Source organism: Serratia sp. AR11, from assembly GCF_056376275.1.
Window position 1 is genome coordinate 1,200,877 of record NZ_CM150739.1, and the last position, 19,431, is coordinate 1,220,307.

16 protein-coding genes, 1 tRNA gene and 1 pseudogene are annotated in these 19,431 nt (G+C 51.0%); 16 read left to right on the top strand and 2 right to left on the bottom strand.

Translation table 11 applies throughout. The features are described from left to right. Positions 1 to 57 precede the first annotated feature (57 nt). Entirely contained in the window at positions 58 to 1,443 is a 1,386-nt protein-coding gene (cysS, locus tag ACSOSI_RS05665) for a cysteine--tRNA ligase (RefSeq protein ID WP_017891882.1), read from the top strand. Between the two features lie 69 nt (positions 1,444 to 1,512). On the opposite strand, the gene ybcJ is transcribed toward cysS, so the two are convergent. Continuing rightward, complete coding sequence (gene ybcJ / locus ACSOSI_RS05670) at positions 1,513 to 1,725, bottom strand: ribosome-associated protein YbcJ (protein WP_012005606.1); 213 nt, start codon at positions 1,723 to 1,725, stop codon at positions 1,513 to 1,515. Positions 1,726 to 1,735: 10 nt separating this feature from the next. After that, a complete protein-coding gene (gene folD / locus ACSOSI_RS05675) occupies positions 1,736 to 2,602 on the bottom strand; it encodes a bifunctional methylenetetrahydrofolate dehydrogenase/methenyltetrahydrofolate cyclohydrolase FolD (protein WP_012005607.1) in 867 nt (288 codons plus the stop codon). Positions 2,603 to 2,832: 230 nt separating this feature from the next. Here folD and ACSOSI_RS05680 point away from each other — a divergent pair, with 230 nt between their 5' ends. The 15 genes and pseudogenes from ACSOSI_RS05680 to vgrG all read left to right on the top strand — a co-directional run bounded on the left by ACSOSI_RS05680 (position 2,833) and on the right by vgrG (position 19,420). Continuing rightward, positions 2,833 to 3,042: a hypothetical protein gene (locus ACSOSI_RS05680; RefSeq protein ID WP_476706679.1), complete on the top strand. Its 210-nt coding sequence runs from the start codon at positions 2,833 to 2,835 to the stop codon at positions 3,040 to 3,042. Beyond that, positions 3,039 to 3,335 carry a hypothetical protein gene (locus ACSOSI_RS05685; RefSeq protein ID WP_017891884.1) on the top strand — a complete coding sequence of 99 codons (297 nt, stop codon included), beginning with the start codon at positions 3,039 to 3,041 and terminating at the stop codon, positions 3,333 to 3,335. Before ACSOSI_RS05680 ends, ACSOSI_RS05685 begins: the two co-directional genes overlap by 4 nt. Positions 3,336 to 3,480: 145 nt before the next feature. After that, positions 3,481 to 3,557, top strand: a tRNA-Arg gene (locus ACSOSI_RS05690). 195 nt (positions 3,558 to 3,752) lie between these two features. Next, positions 3,753 to 4,967, top strand: a complete 1,215-nt coding sequence (locus tag ACSOSI_RS05695) for a tyrosine-type recombinase/integrase (protein ID WP_476706680.1) — start codon at positions 3,753 to 3,755, stop codon at positions 4,965 to 4,967. A gap of 143 nt (positions 4,968 to 5,110) precedes the next feature. Further along, positions 5,111 to 5,442 (top strand): annotated as a pseudogene (locus ACSOSI_RS05700) (hypothetical protein); the annotation flags it as partial. A 47-nt stretch (positions 5,443 to 5,489) separates the two neighbouring features. Further along, a complete protein-coding gene (locus ACSOSI_RS05705) occupies positions 5,490 to 5,840 on the top strand; it encodes a hypothetical protein (RefSeq protein WP_146751344.1) in 351 nt (116 codons plus the stop codon). Between the two features lie 1,459 nt (positions 5,841 to 7,299). Further along, positions 7,300 to 8,265: a type VI secretion system protein TssA gene (locus tag ACSOSI_RS05710; protein ID WP_261142147.1), complete on the top strand. Its 966-nt coding sequence runs from the start codon at positions 7,300 to 7,302 to the stop codon at positions 8,263 to 8,265. Between the two features lie 22 nt (positions 8,266 to 8,287). Further along, entirely contained in the window at positions 8,288 to 8,842 is a 555-nt protein-coding gene (gene tssB / locus ACSOSI_RS05715) for a type VI secretion system contractile sheath small subunit (RefSeq protein WP_112347642.1), read from the top strand. Then, complete coding sequence (gene tssC / locus ACSOSI_RS05720) at positions 8,842 to 10,368, top strand: type VI secretion system contractile sheath large subunit (protein ID WP_262209118.1); 1,527 nt, start codon at positions 8,842 to 8,844, stop codon at positions 10,366 to 10,368. Before tssB ends, tssC begins: the two co-directional genes overlap by 1 nt. 236 nt (positions 10,369 to 10,604) lie before the next feature. Beyond that, positions 10,605 to 11,129, top strand: a complete 525-nt coding sequence (locus ACSOSI_RS05725) for an Hcp family type VI secretion system effector (RefSeq protein ID WP_112347641.1) — start codon at positions 10,605 to 10,607, stop codon at positions 11,127 to 11,129. A gap of 81 nt (positions 11,130 to 11,210) precedes the next feature. Beyond that, the gene (locus ACSOSI_RS05730) at positions 11,211 to 11,657 is read left to right on the top strand and encodes a type VI secretion system baseplate subunit TssE (RefSeq protein ID WP_262209115.1); all 447 of its coding nucleotides are present in this window, start codon (positions 11,211 to 11,213) and stop codon (positions 11,655 to 11,657) included. A gap of 11 nt (positions 11,658 to 11,668) precedes the next feature. Continuing rightward, positions 11,669 to 13,510: a type VI secretion system baseplate subunit TssF gene (gene tssF, locus ACSOSI_RS05735; RefSeq protein ID WP_112347639.1), complete on the top strand. Its 1,842-nt coding sequence runs from the start codon at positions 11,669 to 11,671 to the stop codon at positions 13,508 to 13,510. Continuing rightward, complete coding sequence (gene tssG / locus ACSOSI_RS05740) at positions 13,503 to 14,531, top strand: type VI secretion system baseplate subunit TssG (RefSeq protein WP_112347638.1); 1,029 nt, start codon at positions 13,503 to 13,505, stop codon at positions 14,529 to 14,531. The genes tssF and tssG overlap by 8 nt, the downstream gene beginning before the upstream one ends. 16 nt (positions 14,532 to 14,547) lie before the next feature. Continuing rightward, positions 14,548 to 17,136, top strand: coding sequence for a type VI secretion system ATPase TssH (tssH, locus tag ACSOSI_RS05745; RefSeq protein WP_112347856.1), 2,589 nt, complete (start codon positions 14,548 to 14,550; stop codon positions 17,134 to 17,136). Positions 17,137 to 17,200: 64 nt separating this feature from the next. Next, on the top strand, positions 17,201 to 19,420 hold the full coding sequence (vgrG, locus tag ACSOSI_RS05750; RefSeq protein ID WP_261142155.1) for a type VI secretion system tip protein VgrG: 2,220 nt from the start codon (positions 17,201 to 17,203) through the stop codon (positions 19,418 to 19,420). The last annotated feature ends 11 nt before the right edge of the window (positions 19,421 to 19,431 follow it).

Here is a 19,431-nt window from a genome sequence, read left to right on the forward strand (position 1 = left end):
GCTGGGTGAATCGCCTAATTACTATTTTTGTTATCACGCACACCACGGAATGTCCCGATGCTAAAGATTTTTAATACCCTGAGTCGTCAAAAAGAGGAATTTAAGCCCATTCATGCCGGTAAAGTTGGCATGTACGTGTGCGGGGTAACCATCTATGACCTGTGTCATATCGGCCACGGGCGTACCTTTGTTGCTTTCGACGTCGTCGCGCGTTATTTGCGTTACCTCGGCTATTCGCTGAACTACGTGCGTAACGTTACCGACGTTGACGATAAAATTATCCGCCGTGCGACAGAGAATGGCGAAAGCTGCGATCAACTGACCACGCGCATGCTGGCAGAGATGCACGCCGACTTCGATTCTCTGCTGATTGAACGTCCGGACATCGAACCGCGCGCCACTCAGCATATCGCCGAGATCGTTGAGATCACCCAGCGCCTGATCGATCGCGATCACGCCTACGTGGCCAGCAACGGCGACGTGATGTTCTCTATCGACAGCGATCCGCAATACGGCTTGTTGTCACGCCAGGATCTGGATCAGCTGCAGGCCGGTGCGCGGGTAGAAATCGATGATGTAAAACGCAACCCGATGGATTTCGTGCTGTGGAAGATGTCCAAGCCGGGCGAACCTAGTTGGGAATCGCCATGGGGCGCAGGCCGTCCGGGCTGGCACATTGAATGTTCTGCGATGAACTGCAAGCAGTTGGGCACCCATTTTGACATCCACGGCGGCGGTTCCGATCTGATGTTCCCGCATCACGAGAACGAAATTGCCCAGTCTAGCTGTGCGCACGACGGCCCGTACGTCAATTACTGGATGCACTCCGGTATGGTGATGATCGACAAAGAAAAAATGTCGAAATCGCTGGATAACTTCTTTACCATCCGCGACGTGCTGGGTTACTACGACGCAGAAACCGTGCGTTACTTCCTGATGTCTGGCCACTATCGCAGCCAACTGAACTACAGCGAAGAAAACCTGAAACAGGCGCGTACCGCACTGGAGCGTTTGTACACCGCACTGCGCGGTACCGACGTTAACGCTCAACCGGCCGGTGGCGAAGTGTTTGAGGCTCGCTTCCGCGAAGCCATGGATGACGACTTCAATACCCCGGAAGCTTATTCGGCGCTGTTTGACCTGGCACGCGAGGTTAACCGCCTGAAAGCAGAAGATCTGACTGCAGCCAACGGCCTGGCGGCGGAACTGCGCAAGCTGGCGAAGGTGCTGGGCTTGTTGCAGCAAGAACCGGAACTGTTCCTGCAGGGCGGCGCACAGGCGGACGACGGTGAAGTGGCGGAGATCGAGGCACTGATCAAACAGCGCAATGACGCGCGCAAAGCCAAAGATTGGGCGCTGGCGGATGCCGCGCGCGACCGTTTGAACGAGATGAATATTGTGCTGGAAGATGGTCCGCAGGGAACCACCTGGCGCCGTAAGTAATTCGCTTTAGGCTGAAAAGCAAAAAAGGCGCTGAGGGTTAACTCAGCGCCTTTTTCTATGGAGCACGGCTTATGGTTTAACTACAACCTTGCCGCCGTTAAACTCCACCACCTGATCGGCGACGATTTTGCAGCGCTTGCGCGTTTCTACTTTGCCGTTCACTTTCACCTGCCCATCGGCGATGACTTCTTTGGCGGCACCGCCACTTTCACACCAGCCCTGGAACTTGAGCAGGTCGCACAGTTCGACGTGCGGGTGATTATCCAGATTAAAAGTTTCCATACTGCCTTACTTATTTAGGTTGAACGTCGTGATAAACCTCGCAGGCCTGCAAGGTATTTTGGATCAGTGTAGCAACGGTCATTGGGCCAACGCCACCCGGAACCGGAGTAATATAGGCCGCGCGTTCGCTGGCGGCATCGAATTCTACGTCGCCGACTACTTTACCACTTTCAAGACGGTTAATGCCGACATCCACCACGATCGCGCCTGGTTTGATCCAATCACCCGGAATAAAGCCCGGTTTACCGACCGCGACGATCAGCAGATCGGCATTTTCAACGTGATGACGCAGGTTCTTGGTGAAACGGTGGGTCACGGTGGTGGTGCAACCGGCCAGCAGCAGCTCCATGCTCATCGGGCGGCCAACGATGTTGGACGCGCCAACCACAACGGCATTCAGGCCATAGGTATCGATGTTGTAACGCTCGAGCAGGGTCACGATGCCGCGTGGGGTACATGGGCGCAGTTTAGGCGAGCGTTGGCACAGACGGCCGACGTTGTAAGGGTGGAAACCGTCAACGTCTTTATCCGGATGAATACGCTCCAGCACTTTGACGTTATCGATGCCGGCAGGCAGTGGCAACTGCACCAGGATGCCGTCGATCTCGCCGTCGGCATTCAGCCTGTCGATCAGCGCCAGCAATTCGGCCTCACTGGTGGTGGCAGGCAAATCGTAGGAGCGAGAGAGGAAACCCACCTCATCACAGGCGCGGCGCTTGCTGGCGACGTAAATCTGTGAGGCCGGATTCTCGCCAACCAGCACGACTGCCAGGCCCGGCGCGCGTTTGCCGGCGGCCAGACGTTGTTTAACTTGCTCAGCCACTTCGTTTCTAACCTGCTGCGCAATCGTTTTACCATCAATAATCTTTGCTGACATCAGTGAGGAAATCCATCAATTAAGAAAAGCGGGGATGGCGCTATTTTGTCAGAAGCGGAGCGCGCTGTCAGGCGCTGAATCGTGTTCGACGCTGTTTGCCGGAGGGGATTTACGCTTTTTTTATGCCAACAGAATGATCCTCTACGCCTTTTTTATCTTGCGCTACTTAAGCTGTGGCTATTCACACTGCGGTATTCGCGCCAGCCGCAGGCGCTAACGGAGCCACAATCATGATGATCATCACTCGGCTACATCCATGGCATCAGCAGATTTCCAGCCCGATTAACCCGCCCAAACATGTGGGCGAAACGGTGTTCGACTCGTCAATGCACCCGGCGGACGTGGCGCAGTTGATGGCGTTGCACCAGCTCGCCGCGCACAAAGTGCAGCCTTCCTGGCGAGCACGCCTGCGTGTGCTGTGCCGGAGGTTGCACGTATGAGATATATCAGAGGGATTGGTTTTATGCTGCTGGCGTGGATGCCAATGGGTCATGCCTCGTTGAATGCCACGCCGGTCAGCGCCGCACTAAACCAACCGTTGGCGACCGCCTGCAACCTGCTGACTACCGAGCATGCCGACTGGGGAAATATCAATGCGGTGGTGCGCTCGGCCCGCATTTGTCTGCAGCGCCCGGCAGGGCAACAGCAATCGGAACGGCTCCCCGAACAGGCCGAATCCGGCCTGGTTCACTACAGCGGGAGTCTGTTGCCGGAGCTAATACAAGGGAAATAAAGATGTTTTGCCGAGGGACGGCGGCAGCAATGGCTGAAAAATCACCATAAAGCACGGCTGACGCCGTAAGGTCATGAAAAGGCATTGACTCAGTAACCCCTGACCGTATAATCGCACTCCGCAACTCCGGTTGCCGCATCCCAATGCGCCCTTAGCTCAGTTGGATAGAGCAACGGCCTTCTAAGCCGTAGGTCACAGGTTCGAGCCCTGTAGGGCGTACCATTTCGAAGTCAACTGACGTCAATCGACGTCTTTTTTTATGCCTAAAATTCAACAGGTTGGTTGATTTTAGTGCGTCGAGATTCTCTGCAAGTCTACCTACATCTACCAGCATCAAGTAGTATCTGTTGGTATATGTGATGGTACATCCCCGTTCAATAAAATCTTGTACCAACAGCCAGCAACGGAGGGCCTCAAATGGCATTAACCGATGTAAAGGTAAGAAGTGCAAAGCCTACGGAAAAGCCTTACAAGCTTACCGATGGCGAAGGAATGCATTTAATGGTTCATCCCAATGGATCTAAATACTGGCGCTTACAGTACCGCTTTGACGGTAAACAAAAGATGCTGGCGTTGGGCATCTATCCTGAAATTTCTTTATCTGAAGCCAGACAGCGAAGAGATGAAGCTAAACGACAGGTAGCTAATGCCATTGATCCCAGTGAACAGAAGAAAGTAGAAAAACAAGCTCGCAAGGCGACGGTAGAAAATACCTTCAAAGCAATCGCTCTGGAATGGCATGAGTACAAACGCCCTAACTGGTCGAAGGGTTACGCTGAAGACATTATGGAAGCGTTTGAAAACGATATCTTCCCGGATATCGGTAAGCGCCCAATTGCAGAGATAAAGCCACTGGAGATACTCAGCTCGCTGCGTAAACTCGAGAAGCGTGGTGTGCTAGACAAACTGCGCAAAATCCGCCAGGCCTGTAATCAGGTATTTCGTTACGCCATTGTCACTGGTCGAGCTGAAACTAACCCAGCCTCAGAGCTGGCAAGTGCGTTAACCCCACCAAAATCTGTTCATTACCCTCACCTGTTAGCAGATGACTTTCCGGCTTTCTTACAAGCTCTTGCTGCTTATTCCGGTAGCCCAATAACCCGGCTAGCGACAAAGATTCTGATGTTAACGGGCGTTCGTACTATTGAACTGCGTATGGCTGAATGGAAAGAATTTGATTTCGATAAACGTGTTTGGGAGGTCCCGGTAGAAAGGATGAAGATGCGTCGCCCGCATCTGGTGCCTTTATCGGATCAAGTTGTGTCGTCACTTCGTGAGATTCAAGTGGTGACAGGCCGTTACAACCTGGTTTTCCCTGGCCGTAACGACATCACTAAACCGATGAGTGAAGCGAGTATCAATCAGGTATTAAAAAGGATTGGTTATCACGGGAAGGCGACAGGACATGGTTTCAGGCACACGATGAGTACCATCCTGCACGAACAGGGCTATAACACGGCGTGGATCGAGTTACAGCTTGCGCATGTGGATAAGAACACCATTCGTGGCACATACAACCATGCGCAGTATCTGGAGCAGCGTAGGGAGATGTTGCAGTGGTATGGGGATTATGTGGACAACCTAGAGCTCGGTGGAAAAGTGGCTTGCGGGGAGTTTGGGTATCGTGCTTAAGTTAATTTTATTAAAAATATCAATAAAATAGATCGGCGGTACTAGCGAAAGTGCTGGCGCTGTTGGTTTCAGCAGCCTCTTGTTTTTTTGTTTCGTTGAGATAATGGGAGGTTTGCGCTGGGTTGGTGACCGTATCCCGGGCGGAACCGATGACTGCGAACACCGTCAAAAAAGTAATTCGCGTGATGGTTTATGATACCAAGGTTGAAATTTGGAAACGTATTGTCAACGCCTTGGTTTTTGACCGGATTTCAGAACGATGACTTGTAGTTCGTTGATTGAGTTGGGGTTGTGGTCGAAGGATGCGGTAGAGCGGCAGATGAGCCATTAGGAGCGTAACTCTGTACGGGCGGCCTACATCCATAAGGCGGAGCATCTTAGAGAGCACAGGCTAATACTGCAGTGATAGGCTGATTATCTGGATGCGAATCGGGAGATGGCGGTTAGCCCGTTTGATTTTGCTAAATTGATTTGAGATTGACTTTCATCGGCACCACCTTTATTCAGGTGGCCAAATTCACTATGCCACTACAGGGGCAATCTACTGGGTTAAATATTGAACTTAAACCTGGGCAAACAGTAGTTATCGAACTAGTGGCGACGCGTGGAGTATCGAAAATGTATTATGATTATAGCGCATCATTAAATGGTGTGGCCGCTCTTAATTATAACCCAACGCATAATAGTAGGCATTTTTATGGTGTCAATGACCCACAATTAATGAGCAGGATTAAAATCCCAAACAATCATCATGCGTTTCAAGAAATTGAAATTATAAGTTTTGCGAAAGCAAGAATAAATGTTAAGGATCAATTATCAGATGAGGTTATTAGAGTATTCAATACGGAAGAGTTAACTTTTGGTGAAAGTTAATTATTTACAATTAAGACAATGCACTAGGTTAACTCTGGTGCATTATCCTCATATGAGATTACTTCATAATTGTATTAGGATTGTGTTGCAATGACTAATAATTCAGTGGTGTCAGTACAATAATGGATGCTAAATTAAGGAGTGTTTGTATTTAGTCAAGAATTTCATTGAAAAATAAAATATGAAGCCGTGAAAATATTAACAAGCTGGGGGCTACCCTGTTTATGCGGTTGTGACACGGCTTGGTGTTTCTACTAGCAGCCTTTACGCGTGGGCAACACGTTACCAAAAACCTGATCCACAGCGTAAAAATGATGATACCCTTCAGCATGAAGTAAAACGCCTAGGAAAGAAATTAAGCGGATGAGGATTGGGTATTTTAAGGCCGTTGCATACTTTGCAAGGCCGTCAAGACGAAGTACGCCGTCATTAAATAAATGCTGTCTTTATATGTTGTTCACTAATTGTGTCTGGTTCTTAGCCACCATTACAGCTGTTATGAAAACTGGCTAAAGTGGCCTAAATGTTTGCGTGCTAGGAAAAAGGAGCACTAAACAGTGCTGCATTAAAAAATGCAGCTTGAAAGTATTAGGTAGTGACATGACTTATATAAGGATGCATGAGGGGGGCTGTTGTGCACAATCTCTTATCGTTCCGGGCTATCTGCTGGCGTATGGGTGGGCGATGATAGCAGAGTTGGTTATGGATACCTTTGTTGATGGATGTATGACGACGTAAACTAACTGTGAAAGTATTAACCTATTCAAACCAGGATTCTCAATAAAAGGATGAAAGATGTCAGCATTTTCTTGTGGCTAAAAAACAGCATTAGTTACGTAGGTAATTTACATAAAAATTGGCGGAAGAAAGTTTTTCCCAGTGGCTGAAACTAGAAAGCATAAAGAAAAGGAACCCTAAAAATAGAGAAGGAGATAAAAAGTAGTTATTAGATTATGCTGAGGTTTATTATAATTATAGACGTCGGCATCGTACCTGTGAAGATTAAGTCCTGCAGTTTATTAAAGCGATTGGTATATGGATATGGGATCGTCTAAGGAACTCGGATCTATTCATAGAAACCATCAATGTTTCAATAAATATTATTGAAATATTGATTTTTTTATTAATGTTTTTAGTTAGATTAATCTTGTTCGGGATAATATATCACACTTAATTAATTTAATAGTATTTTTCACTGGTCATGTGATTCATGTTGACTTTATGTATATTATTGTTTTTTTTGATTTAAATAATATTAAATTGCATTTTGATCGCTATAGTCGATCGTCAGGTTTTTTTTGATAGGTAAAACCTATTAATATTTGAAGTATTAATACATCTAAACAATTTGTGTGCAGGGTGGTTAACAATTACTCTGTAGTAAATCTAGGAAGGATTGGTGAACATAGTAGGTTCACTTTGCACAGTTGCAACAACTGAGTGAAAAGGATGACAGACAATGAATGAAGTCACATCTAATGAGATAAATGGTGTCGAGTTTGACCCTCACTATAGTGAGATAGAATTTACCCTGTCAGAATATGATAGTGAAACCGATCCGCTGAATGCTTTGGATAGCGCCCGTGATGTTAATTGGCCTGCTATTCGCGAGCAGGCCACAGCGCTGCTTGAACAGTGTTTTGATTTGCGTGTCGTACTTTGGCTTATGCGTGCAAATCTTCATATCGATGGCTTTTCGGCCTTTTATCTGGGAATTGCGCAAATAGATAAGAAATATTCTGATGAAGGGGTAACTATTTTCCCGCAGGCCGATATCGACCAATCCGCGGGCAGCAATCATGCCGCTGCATTAGGTTGGCTCGCCACTTCATCCTGTCTGCACGAAATCAAAAATAGCCGCATTTATCCCGATAACTCGCTAACAATAGATGAATTTCTCAATTTTCGCCTTGTTGAGCAAGAGGGGAAATATCAGCATTTCTCTGAAGCGGTTAAATTGATTGGCCAGACCAATGCCTACTTTTCCTCGCGTAGTATACCCTCGTTGCAGCAACAATTGACGTTGCAGTTGGAGGCTTTGGAGCGGGTGGAAAATTACGCCAATTTGCAAGCGGAAGACTATCGATTGGATTGTCGCCAGGTCCGGGATTATTTTCAGACGCTTATCCGTTTGCTGAGCTCTCTTGAACAGCAGGAATTACCGCATGCTGACGAGGAACTGTCGTCCGATATAGCGGGTGAAGAAGTAAATATAGCTAACGGGAATAAATATATTCGTTCCAGGCAGGATGTCATTTTATTGTTGGACCAGGTGCTGGATTACTTCCAGAATTATGAGCCAAGCCATCCCGCTCCTATTCTTATCAGACGCTCGCAAAAAATGATTGGCATGGATTTCGCGACGATAGTTGAGGAACTCTTGCCTGAATCTCTGGCATCGTTAAACCAATTGGCTGGGAAGTGATTTTTTACAGAGGAGTTTTCCAATGGCTAAGGACTCAAGCTCTCAAAAGTTTATTGGCAAGAATAATGCGCCCCGTGTGCAAATTGAATATGACGTTGAACTTTATGGTTCACAAAAGAAGGTTGAGTTGCCTTTTGTGACTGGGGTTATGTCCGACCTCTCCGGACATCGGAAAAAACCTTTGGCGCCCATTGAGGAACGGAAGTTTCTGACTTTCGATCAGGATAACTTCAACGATCGCATGCGAGCAATTAGACCTCACCTGCAGTTTTACGTTGAGAATACCTTAAGTGAAGATGATTCATTGCTGGATGTTGAGCTGGAGTTCGAGTCCATGGATGATTTTTCTCCGGGGGCGATTGCCAAAAGGGTTCCTCAAATGCAGCGACTTCTGGAGGCCAGAGAGCACCTTACTGAATTAATTACTTATATGGATGGGAAATCAAGCGCGGAAGAAGTGGTGAAAAACCTGCTTGAGAAGCCGGATTTCCTGCATCGCCTGGTGATGGATGCACGCAAAACGGTGGCAGACGCAGAGCAGGATGCACAGGATACCGGCAATAAAGGAGAGGCGTAATGGGAGCGAGGCAACGACGCTATACGGCAAAGCAGCAGGCTACCGCTGTTGTCGAGATAGAAAAGAGCGAGGTGGAAAATGAGCTGGACGGCTTGCTTAAACGCTCTTTTCGCCCGAGAACGAATGAAGCTTCGGAGGCGGTGCGCCGGGCCATCGGCACGCTGTCGGAATACGCCAATCGCGGCAAGGTAAAGGTGAGCCACGATGTGGTATTGACCATCGAGTTGCTGATTGCCCAGATCGACGAACAGCTTTCAGAGCAGATGAACAATATTTTGCATCATCCGGAATTCCAGAAGCTGGAATCTGCATGGCAGGGCCTGAGTTATCTGGTGGACAATACCAACGTTAGCGAGACGCTTAAAATTCGCGTGCTTAACATCAGCCAGGATGAGTTGACGCGTAATTTGCGCCGTTACCGTGGTGCGGCATGGGATCAAAGCCCAATCTTCAAGCAGATTTATGAGCAAGAATATGGTCAGTTCGGCGGTGAGCCCTTCGGCTGCATAATCGGCGACTTCGAGTTCGACCACAGCCCGATGAGCGTAACCTTGCTGACGGAGTTGGCGAAAATCTCCGCCGCATCGCATTGCCCATTCATTTCCGCTGCGTCGCCGTCGCTATTGCAAATGAGCAAGTGGAACGAACTGGGGAATCCGCGTGATATTGGCAAAATCTTCACGACGCCGGAATACGCCTCATGGCGGCGTCTGCGGGAAAGTAATGACTCGCGTTATTTGGTTTTGACCATGCCGCGTTTCCTTTCGCGTTTACCCTACGGGGCTAAAACCAACCCGGTGGAGGCGTTTGCTTTTGAAGAGTCTGTCCGGCCTGGCGTGGATGACGATTTTTCCTGGGCGAATTCGGCGTATGCCATGGGGTTGAATATCAACCGTGCTTTTCACGAGTATGGTTGGTGTTCCAAAATCAGGGGGATCGAGTCCGGCGGTTCGGTTGAGGAATTGCCTGCCTATGCGTTTCCTTCTGACGAAGGCGGTTATGAGCTCACTTGTCCGACTGAGGTGGCGATTTCCGACCGAAGGGAACAGGAGCTGTCCGACGCGGGCTTTTTACCCCTGGTGTATCGTAAACATTCAGACTTTGCGGCTTTTATCGGCTCATGCACGATGCATGCCCCGGCGAAATATGAGGATCCCGATGCAACGGCTAACGCTAAACTTTCATCTAGATTGCCTTATATTTTTGCTACGTGTCGCTTCGCGCATTATTTAAAATGTATCGTGCGAGATAAAATCGGTTCGTTTCGTTCCCGAGACGACATGCAGCTTTGGCTGAATGACTGGTTGATGAATTATGTCGATGGAGATCCTTCGGTATCCACAGAGGCAACAAAAGCGCGCCGTCCATTAGCTGCCGCGGAAGTTCGCGTCGAGGATGTCGAAGACGATCCTGGATATTACCGAGCACATTTCTATTTACGCCCTCATTACCAGTTGGAAGGCATGACCGTATCCTTGCGACTGGTGTCCAAACTTCCGTCAGCTAAAAAGGATGGGAGCAGATAAGTTACGGCTGGTCATTGATTAGGATATTGCCAACGCCAATTATTACGGCGGCTAGTATGTTTTAATATCATATTAAGATTTGTAGGCGTGGTGAATTTATTTGCTGCGAGCATCTTTACCTTAATATTTAAATAAACGTTAACATTGCTATTGTGATGATAGCGGAGGCGATGTCCGAACTTATCTGAATCAACTTTTAACTTAATGAGTTAGACTTATCAGTCAAGGAGACAAAAATGAGTACTAAAGCTTTAGTAGACTATTTTTTGAAGATTGAAGGTGTTGATGGTGAATCACCTGATCAAACCTATCCAGGATGGATTCAGCTGCAGGCCTGGCAATGGGCTGAAGAAAATGCTGGGCGCTGGGGATATGGCAGTGGTGGCGGTTCTGGCAAAGTGGAGATGAAAGACTTTGAGTTTCGAATGGTTAGCAACAAGGCCTCGCCGAAGCTTTTCCTCATGTGTGCTACGGGTGAGCATATTCCTCAGGCGAAACTGGTCTGCCGTAAATCAGGTCAGGGGCAGCAGGACTTCATGGCCGTCACCTTCAGCAACTGCCTGGTTTCGTCTTTCAAAACCGTTGGTAATATGCCGCTGAACTCTACGGTTGGCGCCGAAATTGATACCGTGCTTCCGACAGACGTTATCAAACTCAACTTTGCCCGTATCGAAGTTGAGTATAAAGAGCAGAATAATGATGGCTCCATGGGGGCGGTAATCAAGACGGGTTATGATCTCAAGCTTAATGCCCGTATCTAATTATTGATGAAATAACATTAATTGCAGGGTGTCTGCCCGCATTATTGCGGGCAGACATAGCCAAATATAATGAGGCGGCAGATGAAAGCGTCATTGCCAATGTTATTCGATAAACTCAGCACGAAAACTCAGAGCACTGGTCCGGATAAATGGCGGAAGGTTATAGTGCGCGATATAGAGTTTTTGCTCAATGATGCGTCGCGCAGCGCCGATCTGAAACTTTATGATTACAGGCACTGTGAAAACTCAGTGCTCAATTATGGTTTTCCTTCGCTGAGCCAACGGATACCTATTAGCACCGATCCTTTAACCTTAGCGAAACATATACAAAGAATCATTACCTCTTTTGAACCTCGTTTGGATCCGAAAACGATTCGTGTCGTGCCGGCGGTTAATGAACGTCAATCTTATGTTCTGGCCATTTTATTTGACATATACGGTACCTGCTCATTACCGGGCGATGAGATGTTAGTGAACTTGCGCATTGCGCTTGATTATTCATGTGGTGCTGTTCGTGTGTTTGATTAGTAGGGGGAATTATGTTCAGTGAGCGCTTTCTTCAATTATATAATGATGAACTGCGTTACTTTCGCGAGGCCGGGCGTCAATTTGCGCTGTCTCATCCGCAGGTAGCCCAGCATCTGGGAATGCATATCGACGGTGTGCTTGATCCCTTTGTCGAACGCCTGCTGGAAGGCTCGGCTTTTCTCTGCACGCGGGTTCAAGAAAAGCTGAACAATGAGCAGCCTGAGTTTGCATTGCAGATGCTTTCTCGTTTGGCGCCTCTCTGGTATACGCCGGTTCCCTCTATTGCGACCATCGCCATCAAACCCGATCTGTCTTTCCCTCAGTGGCACAGTCAGGTTGAATTGCCGCGTGGAAGCAAGCTCACGCTTAACGATGCGTCGCTGAATAATAAGCCAGCCACGTTTACCACTGCGCGCCACATCAAAGTACAGCCGATTGAGATTGCGTTGGCCGAATGCGAAGTTTTACCGCCGCATCATTTGCCAGCCGGCGTGGCTCGGCATTTGAAAGACGGTTCTGCACATGTGCGGCTGCGCCTGACGACTCACGGCGTACTTTCCCTCTCTGCGCTCGACCTCGAGCCGTTGCACCTGACGTTGGCGGAAGAAACGGTGCGAGTGAATCAGCTTATGGCAACGTTGCTTAACCATACTTTACGTATAGTTTTATGGGCGAAAACGGATGATCAACCAGTGATTAGCGTGCTTTCACCGGCGAGTTTGCGCCTGGGCGGCGTAAGCGAAGATGAAGCGCTGCTGCCGGTGGCGGTGGGGGAGCTGCCGGGTAGCCGGTTGATGCGTGAATATTTCGCTGCCCCAAGCCGTTTCTTCAGCCTGGAGCTGTGCGGCGTTCGGGATTTCCTGCTGCAATGCGAACGGGTACATGAGTTTGAGGTGTTGTTCGTGCTTGAGCAGCGCCCGCTCCCTTTGATTGGTCGCGTCCACGCCAGGGATTTTCACCTTTTTGCGACCCCGGTCATCAACCTGTACCGTCGTTATTGCTCGCCGCTGCAACTGACGGGGGAGAAAACGGAACATCAGCTGGTCGTCGATCGTCTGAATACCTCTTTGTACGAGATCCATAGCGTCAAGCAAGTCAAGGGTATGATGCCGGACGGCAATCCGGTGATTTTTTCATCGTTGCAGGCAGATACGTATTTTGACTGTGAACGCGAGCCTGCCGGATACCAGCTGCGTCGCCGGCGTGAGCCTTCGCCATCCAAATATAACAATCTGCATTTGCCCAACGAGGATACGTTCATCTCCATCTCGCCAGGCAAAAGCGGTATTGATATCGACGCTCTGAGCTCGCTGAGCGTTGAGGCGCTGGTGTGCGAGCGCCACCTTATACCGGCCCATCTTCAACAGCCGCATTTTATGCTGGAAACAGCGATGCCCGTGCACCAGGTTGAAATTGTGCGCCATCCGACCAATCCCATCGCGGTGCCGAACATAAGCCAGGCTTGGCAGGCCGTTCAGATGCTGGCGATGAACCCCTTGCGCTATGCGCGCCCCGAAGTGCAGGACTGTTCGACGCTGTTGCGCGACTGGCTATCGCTGTTTTGCCACCCGGACGACGTCAGCCAGCGCAGGCGCATCGCCAGTATCAAGAACGCTTCGGTAGATCACCATTTTGAACGCTACCAGGGGCGAGGGCCGTTGGCATGGATCCGCGGCGCTGAAATCAGCGTCAACCTGAGCGTCAATCACCACGCCGACCACGGCGCTTATCTGTTCGGTAAGGTACTGCACCATGCGCTGAGCCACTATGGCGATTTGAATCAAACGTTAAGCATGATGCTGATGCTTGATGGGGAAACTCACGCCAACTGGGGGGCTATCTATCATGGCTGACATGCCGCTGGCGCAAAAAACGGTGCTGACGTCGGCACAGCAGTCGCCGCCGAATCACCTGCGCGAAAAGGTGGGGGCCGCGGAAATCAAGGGGCTGTCCAAGCGGCAGGATTTCTTCGAGTTATTGCGGCGGATAGAGCGCGCGCAACAGGATGCGCCACGCCTGGGTATGACTAACGATCGCAGCCGCGAACGCCTGAGTATCACGCAGCCCGCCGATATGGCCTTCGCTTCGCGCGAGATAGTCGATATTGAGCAGCGTCCGCCGCAAGTACTGATCAAAGCCCGACACTTCGGCATGTTTGCACCTTATGGGCCTTTGCCGATCCATATGACGGAACATGCGCGCACCGAAGTCATCGCTAGGCGAAATCAGGCATTCCAACAGTTCGTCGGCATTATGAGCCAGCGTTTCGCCGTGCTGCACTATCGCGCCTGGTCACAGTTGAATGCGATGATCGGCCATGACCATGCCGATCACCAAAATCCGTTCTTGCTTCATTTGCGGCAAACCTGCGGGGTGAACCCGGGCCTGGCGGTGAATACGCATATTCAACGGCTGCGCGAGGCTTATCCTGGCGTTTATCTGCCGGGGCGTCGTTCTCTGAAGCAGCTTAACCAGATGTTGGCGGCCTATTTTTCCGTGCCGATCGAGGTCACGCCGCGCTACGCCAAATGGATTGACGACGGTAAAAAGGCCGACAGCCAGAAGATGGGGTGCCTGGGGAAAACGCGCGTCGGCAGCCGTTTTTTTGATGCGCAATATGGCGCGCATATCCAGATTGGCCCGTTGGCGGCACCGCAATATCAGCAGTATCAGCGCGGCAGCCGGCGGCTTCAGGCGCTAGTGAGCATTTGCCATGACTTTATGAGCTATCAGCTGATGCTCGATATCAGTCTGCTCATTATCACTGAACCGGGAATGGCGGCGCAGTTGGGCGGCAAATCTCTGAGCAAAGATGGCTGGTTGAAACCTAAAGCAGGGATGTTTAGGCAACTGGTCTACCAATCACCAACTTAATATAAGGATGATTAAGGTGTATCAACGTGAACGTCTTTTCTCGCGATTAGGGCATTTTGCTTATCAGTCTTTTGTTGAGGCAACCAAACTGTGCCGTACTTTTCGGCATGAGTATGTGGAGCTTGAACATTGGTTGAAGGTGCTGGTGGATAAGGAACGCGGCGATCTTCCGCTGATATTGGCGCATTACGAGGTCAATATTCAGCGCATCAGCGATGCGCTGGATCGTATCCTCCATACCCTGCCTAACCGCACCAATGCGGTAGTGGACCTGTCCGCGCAGTTAGAAACGGTAGTGGAAAGGGGGCTGTTAATGAGCCAACTTGCCGAGTTTCCGGGCGGCGGGGTACGCACTATCCATATCCTGGTCGGCATTCTGCAGGACGCCACGCTGCAGCGCGGGTTATACCGGTTGAGCGATGAATTTAAAAAGCTCCCCATTCCGCAGGTTTTTGATGATTACCCGTCTCTTTTGGCCAATTCAGTCGAGCATGAAGAGATAGAAGAGATCGCCGAGGGGGAATATCGCGGCGATGCTTCAGGTTCCGCAGACGGTGGAGACATTCTCGATCAATGGTGCGCCGACCTGACTCGCCAAGCGCGCGCCGGCGAGATCGATCCGGTTATCGGCCGCGAAGCGGAGCTGCGCCAGGTGATTGATATTTTGCTCCGTCGTAGGCAAAACAACCCTATTTTGGTCGGGGAAGCGGGGGTGGGGAAAACCGCCGTAGCCGAGGCGCTGGCCTGCAAGATCGCCGCGGGTCAGGTACCGCCCTTGCTGCAAGGCGCGCGTTTGCTGTCACTGGATCTGGGGCGAATGCAGGCTGGTGCCAGCATGAGAGGCGAATTTGAATCGCGTCTCAAAGCGCTGATTGATGCGATTACCCGTTCCGGCGTGCCGGTGATCCTGTTCTGTGATGAGGCACATACGCTGGTGGGCGCAGGCGGCCAAACCGGTACGGGCGATGCCGTCAACCTGCTTAAGCCGATGTTGGCGAGGGGAACGCTGCGTATGGTGGCGGCGACAACCTGGTCGGAATACAAACAATTCATTGAACCCGATGCCGCTCTCACGCGTCGTTTCCAATATGTGCTGGTTTCCGAGCCTGACGAAGAAAACGCGGTCAACATGATGCGTGCCATTTCACCGCATTTTGCACGGCACCATAACGTCATTATTCGCGAATCGGCGTTGCAGGCTGCGGTGCATCTGTCGCTGCGTCACTTACCGTCGCGCCAGTTGCCGGATAAAGCCATCAGCCTGTTGGATACCGCCTGCGCACGCGTGGCACTGAGCCAGCATGCCCAGCCGGAAAAGATTGAGTCTCTGGAAGCCGGTCTGGCGGTCATGCAAACCGAGGTGAACAGCCTGCAAGATGAGGTCAGGTTTGCTGGCCAGGCGCCTAACCGCATGAGTGAGTTGCAGAATGCGATTTTCGCCAAGGAGCAGCTTCTGGCCGGATTACGTCGGCGGCAGGAACAGGAACGGCTGGCGGTGACGCAACTGCGGGAGGCGGAGCAGCAGCAACCTGACCGGTTGCCGCTGTTGGCGGAGCAATTGGGTGAACTGCAGGCGGGCGATCTGCCATTGGTTTACCCCTGGGTGGACGATCGCGTCGTGGCGGAGGTGCTTTCGGACTGGACCGGCATTCCCACGGGGCGCATGTTGCAAAACGACCTGGACAACGCGCTCAATCTCAACCGATTGCTTGAGCGACAGATATTCGGCCAGACGACGGCGATCAATGAGATCGCGCAGGCGGTGCGCATTTCTCGCGCCGGCATTCAGGCGCACGATCGGCCACTGGGTGTTTTCATGTTGTCCGGTCCGAGCGGCGTCGGCAAGACCGAAACGGCTTTCGCTTTGGCTGAAGCGATGTATGGCGGGGCGCATAACCTGATCGTGTTCAATATGAGCGAGTTTCAGGAGTCTCATACCGTTTCCACCTTGAAGGGCGCGCCGCCCGGTTATGTCGGCTACGGCAAAGGCGGCAAGTTGACTGAGGCGGTGCGGCGAAAACCCTACTCCATCGTGTTGCTCGACGAGTTCGACAAGGCGCACCCCGATATACACGAAGTGTTTTATCAGGTCTTCGACAAGGGCGTGATGGAGGACGGCGAAGGCCGCATGATCAGCTTCCGTCAGTGCTTTATTTTGATGACGTGCAATGTCGGCGCCGCCGAAATAGAAGCCACGCTGTCAGAAACGCCGGATCTTAAAACCGAAGCATTACGCCCGATGTTACATGACGCTTTGGTGCGTGTTTTCCCGCCGGCTCTGCTGGCGCGCATGAATATGATCCCTTATGTGCCGCTTTCCATCGAAGCGATTACCCATATCGCCGCGAAACAGATTTCCCGTTTACAACAGCGTTTGCAAAAAGAAGTGGGCGTTTCTTTGGTGCTGGAAGGCGATATTTCCGGTTGGATAGCCCAGCGTGTCAGCACGCACCCATCGCGCGGCAGAGCGGTTGAGTCGCTATTGCAACAGGCTATTTTACCGCCGATCAGTAATGAAGTGCTGCAGCGCAAACGTACGGGACAGGAACTGAAAAACATCCAACTCATGGTCGAGAACGAAAGTTTGAGTGTTTATTTCGACTGATTTTTAATTTTTCCCGTTGGCCGCTAGCGGCCTTGTGGGGAAATCCGGTGTCAGAGAGGTTGCTATGCCTTTAATCGAAATTGATAACCCTGTTTTATCAGGTTTGAACGCATTTCCGCTCAGCTTCACCACGAAGGAGGGGCTGTCGAGTAATTCTCAATATACGCTCGAATTTGAGTGCGAACAGGCCGACGTCGATTATGAAACCCTGCTGGGCGAGGGGGTGAATATTCGTATCGAAAGGCCGGACTTTGGTTCGCGTCCATTCTATGCCTACGTTATTGGCGCCTCTGATACGGGGCAGCATCAAGATAAATTTGTTTATAAGCTCGAACTGAGCACCTGGTTATGGTTTTTGATGCAAAACCGCAACTGCCGTATTTTTCAGGATCTGAACATACTCGATATTATCGAGCAAATATTTGCTCGCTATAGCTTTGCCGATTATCGCCTGGATATTCAGAGAACCTATCCGCCGCGGGAATACTGCGTGCAGTTTGCAGAAACGGATTTTGCGTTTATTAGCCGACTGCTTGAAGACGAAGGCATTTGGTATTACTTCGATCATGAGTCGGATAAGCATACGCTGGTTATCACGGAGCGTCAGAACTTCGATGATTTGGACCAGGGCTATGCGGTGCTGCCATTTATGCCGGACAGTGAAGAGAACCGGGCAATCCGCGAGGGGATCCAGCGTATTCAGCGCTCGCGTAAGGTGCGCCCGAACGAGATTGTGCTGCGTGATTTCGATTACCTGAACCCGCGAAAAAATCTGCAAACCAAGGTCGAGGAAAGCAGCCTCGGCCTGCAGAATACCCCACTGGAATGGTATGACTACGCGGCGGGCTATGTTGATACCGAGCGCGGTGAGTATTTGGCACGGCTGCGTCTGGAAGAAATGCAGAGCGACGGCCATTTGCTTTTCGGCGAAAGCAACGCCGTGGGGCTGATGGCCGGTAAAGATTTTACCCTGACGCTGCATCCGGACGGCAACCGTAACCGCCGTTTTAAATTGATTCGCTGTGACTATATTTTCGTGCAGGATGGCCCTGACAGCAGCAGTGAGGGGCGCAATGTCACATGCCAATTCAGCGCCCTGAATGATGACGTGGCGTTTCGCCCATTGCGGCTGACCCCCAGGCCGCAGATGCCGGGCATTCAAAGTGCGACCGTGGTGGGGGCGCCGAACTCCGAAGTTCACACCGACAAATTTGCGCGTATTCGCGTCCATTTCCATTGGGATCGCTACAAAACTACCGAGGAAGACAGTTCCTGTTGGATCCGCGTCGTGCAAGCCTGGGCAGGGAAAGGCTGGGGCGTGCTGGCCATGCCGCGCGTTGGGCAGGAAGTGCTGATCACCTATGTTGATGGCGATTTGGATCGTCCTATGGTCACCGGCATTGTCTATAACGGCGACAACCCGCCACCTTATCAATTGCCGGAGTACATCAACTATACCGGCCTGGTATCGCGCTCGTTGCGCTTTGGCAAACCGCAGCACGCCAGCCAACTGACCTTCGATGACAACCGTGATAATGAACGCGTCATGCTGCATGCCGAGCGCGATCTGCAGACCACTGTGGAACGCAACCAGGCCACCGATGTGGGCATGGACAAGTTCGACATTATCCGCCGCACCTTTACCGACTGGTTCAGTAATCACGTTTCTTATAAGGATTACATCTTCAGCATTACCGGCTTTTCCGCATCCATAACGGGGGTCAATGCATCATTGACGGGGGTCAGCATCAGCGCTACCGGCGTCAGCACCTCGTTCACCGGCGTCAGCACCTCGTTCACCGGTGTCAGCACCTCGTTCACCGGCGTCGGCACGTCATTTACCGGGTTGAGCAACTCATACACCGGGCAGAGCACCAGTTACACCGGCGTGTCCAATTCCATGACGGGCGAAAGCAACTCTTTTACCAGCATCAGCAACAGCATGGTGGGTGAAAGCAACAGCTTTACCACGGTCAGCACCAGCCAGACCGGTTCGAGCGCCAGCTTTACCGGCGTCAGCGTGAGTACCGTAGGCTCTTCAACCAGCACGACAGGCGTTAGCCTGAGCACCACCGGCGCCTCGACCAGCACTACCGGCAGCAGTATCAGCACTGTCGGCAGCAGCATCGGCACCACGGGCAGCAGCATCAGCACGACCGGCAGCAGCGTCAGCAGCACCGGCAGCAGCAACAGTACTACGGGGGTTTCCATCAGTTACACCGGCGCGTCACTGTCTGAAACCGGTGTTGACCTGAAAACGGTTGGGATGCAAAGCAAGAACTAACGAGGGACCGC